Source organism: Pseudoduganella namucuonensis (genome assembly GCF_900116645.1).
Classification (GTDB): domain Bacteria; phylum Pseudomonadota; class Gammaproteobacteria; order Burkholderiales; family Burkholderiaceae_D; genus Rugamonas; species Rugamonas namucuonensis.
Map to the genome: position 1 here is coordinate 1 of NZ_FPBO01000094.1, position 2814 is coordinate 2814.

Below are 2814 nucleotides of genomic sequence, written 5' to 3' on the forward strand. Positions count from 1 at the left end.
CCAGGACACCGATCCAAGCGCTCAAGGAATGGCAGCGGCAGAAGCCCGAATTATTCGTTAAACGTGTTTATGATCAAACGGGACTCGACAGTTAGCGATACCTCGCCGCCAGATCAGGGCGGTCTACGACGACACCACCATTCGCGTCTACCAGGCCTATTCCGATGCGATCGCGGACGCCGCCCTGGCGGCGGGGACATTCACCTCGCCGCCGTTCAAAATGGATCGCATGACCTGGATTAAGCCTTCCTTTTTATGGATGATGTATCGCGCAGGATGGGGCTTCAAAGACGCCGGGCAGAAACGCATCTTGGCGATCGATATCACCAGAGCGGGGTTTGAATGGGCACTGGAGCATGGCTGCCTGAGCCACCCGGACGAGTCTGTCAGCAAGGACGAGTGGGCCGCGAAAAAAGAGGCGTCACCTGTGCGCATCCAGTGGGATCCGGAAAGGGACTTGCACCTGCGTCCGCTCGAACATAGGGCGATTCAGATCGGCTTGGGTAAAGAGGCCGTCCAGCGGTATGTCAATGAATGGGTATGCCGCATTTCCGATGTCACGCCGTTGGCACACAAAATCCACGCGCTCGTGCAGGAAGGCAGGCTTGATGAAGCCGAGGCGGAACGGCCAGCCGAGCGGCCATTGCGCTGACCCGATCGCCACCGGTGCGGGTGGCCTAACATGCGTTGAGGTAAAATGCCGCCATTCTCTTCCGCTTCATATGCCAGCCGGCGCAGTTCGTCGTTCGTGACAAAGTCAGCTTGCGTTCCGTATTCCAGGTTATCTGCCAACATCCTTCCATATACATTGTCCTGGACCGAGTCATTATAAGACGCGAACCGTTGGCCTGTATCCTCATTAGTGTGAGTCAAGCTCTCCCCCACCGCATTCTCAAATTCATCTACGCCCCAAGCACGAAGTCTGATTCTAAGAATATTATCGTAGCCAAAAATCCAGAAGATGTCGCTACATTCCTCATATTCCTCCGCAATAGTGTCGCGAGATAGTCCGCATTAATCTGTAGAACATTATGCAAATGCTCACTATCAGGGATCAACAGAACCGAACTAAACCTCGCTTTTATTGTTAATTCTTTCAATCCACTCTCAAACGCATGTTCAGGCACTGTATCAACCTCATCATCTGAAATATTGCGAAGCCAATCGAGGTAGGCTTTTACACCGGAACCCTTCATGGAAAAATACATAAAACATCGCGACCGATCCTCCTCCGGGAAAAAGCTTTTAATAAAATCAGCTACAGGATAGGCGCGGAGCTCTACGTTACAAAGATTTTGGTATTCATATATCTCGTCTCCAACTGAAAATTCCTCATCTCCCCAAGTTCTGACCTCGCGCGGCCTCATATTCATGTGCTTCAACTGAAATTCTTTTTCCAGAATAATGCCCAATACTGCATTCATTTCCACTCCTTATCAATGCCCAAAGAAGGGCTTCGCGCCCGATGAACGCCATTGCTTGTTCGAAGTATCATAATAGGATTCGTGTATGTGAGGACTCGGGTGTATTTCACCCGTATATGAATGTTTGCTCCAATCAACTCTTCCCCACGGAATATCGCCACCATCGAGCTTGGGCCAAGCTCCTCCTGGGAAAGTTGCAGTTTGTCGATAGATCGTTTGCCCATCCTGCGCAAGTTTTGCTCCGATTGTCGAATGGGCCCCGATTGCGTCTGGATGAGGCACTGGGACGTCCCCAACACCCTGTACAGACCGAGACTGTAGCGTAAACATGCCCCCGTCGGCATCGCGAGGGACATAAACTCCAAGCTCAATTGGTTCGTTAATAGGAACTGGAGAACGTGGCGTAATAGAAAGCGATTGGCGACCCGGCATCATGCTTATGGTAGAGGCAAGCTCAAACCAAGCTGCCCCGACCTGATCAGCAATGCCCAAGTCGTTCTCGCCCAATTGCCAGACGCTTTTATGCTGTGAGCAGCGGATGTAAATTGACACAGTGCAGCGATTGAAAACTGATACACCAGTTTGAGAAGATGGCTGCTTTTCGGAGCGGCCTTGATCCCCAACGAGGTGTATGTGGAAATCAAATTGCTGAAGAAGCACGGGATGAGTCTGCGGCAGATCGCCGCCGAGGTTTGGCTGCGCGGTGAACACGGTGCGTCGGCACTTGGCGCTGGAGTCCCTGCCGAAATACGAGCGCAAGGCGAAGCGCCCCACCAAACTGACGCCGTACGAGAGCTACCTGCGCGAGCGCCAGCGGGCGGCGGCGCCGAACTGGATCCCGGCCACGGTGCTGCACGCCGAGATCGTGGCGCGCGGCTACCAAGGCGGACAGAGCCAACTGCGCGCCTTCATGCGCACCGTGCGTCTGGCGCCGCCGGCCGATCCGGTGCTCCGTTTCGAAACGGCGATGGGCGACCAACTGCAGGTGGACTGGGTCGAATTCCGCAAGGGCCGCGCGCCGCTGTACGCGTTCTGCGCCACGCTGGGCTACAGCCGCGCCAGCTACGTCGAGTTCGTCACCGACATGAAGGTGGAGTCGCTGATCGCCTGCCACGAGCATGCCTTCCAGGCGCTGGGCGGCGTGCCGCGCCGGGTCCTGTACGACAATATGAAAACGGTGGTGCTGGAGCGCGACGTCCACGGCGAGGGCAAGCACCGCTATCACGCCGGCTTTCTGGACTTCGCCAAGCACTGCGGCTTCGTCATCAAGCTGTGCCGCCCCTTCCGCGCCAAGACCAAGGAGTGGGCTTCATATTGCACCTTGTGTGGTTGGTTGAACGGCGATAAATGTCGGGGCGGTCGGACTGTAACGCCCACCCTGTCCCTTGAC

General features: G+C 55.2%; 2 protein-coding genes and 1 pseudogene. 2 read left to right on the forward strand and 1 reads right to left on the reverse strand.

The window, feature by feature from the left end; translation table 11 throughout:
- The first annotated feature begins 112 nt into the window (after window positions 1-112).
- A complete protein-coding gene (locus BM436_RS35805; protein ID WP_259741462.1) occupies window positions 113-652 on the forward strand; it encodes a DUF4291 domain-containing protein in 540 nt (179 codons plus the stop codon).
- A 250-nt stretch (window positions 653-902) separates the two neighbouring features.
- Here the strand turns inward: BM436_RS35805 and BM436_RS36860 are convergent, their stop codons facing one another.
- Window positions 903-1424, reverse strand: a complete 522-nt coding sequence (locus BM436_RS36860) for a hypothetical protein (protein ID WP_143133525.1) — start codon at window positions 1422-1424, stop codon at window positions 903-905.
- A 612-nt stretch (window positions 1425-2036) separates the two neighbouring features.
- On the opposite strand from BM436_RS36860, the pseudogene istA reads away from it, so the two are divergent.
- Window positions 2037-2724 (forward strand): annotated as a pseudogene (istA, locus tag BM436_RS35810) (IS21 family transposase); the annotation flags it as partial.
- Window positions 2725-2814 lie beyond the last annotated feature (90 nt).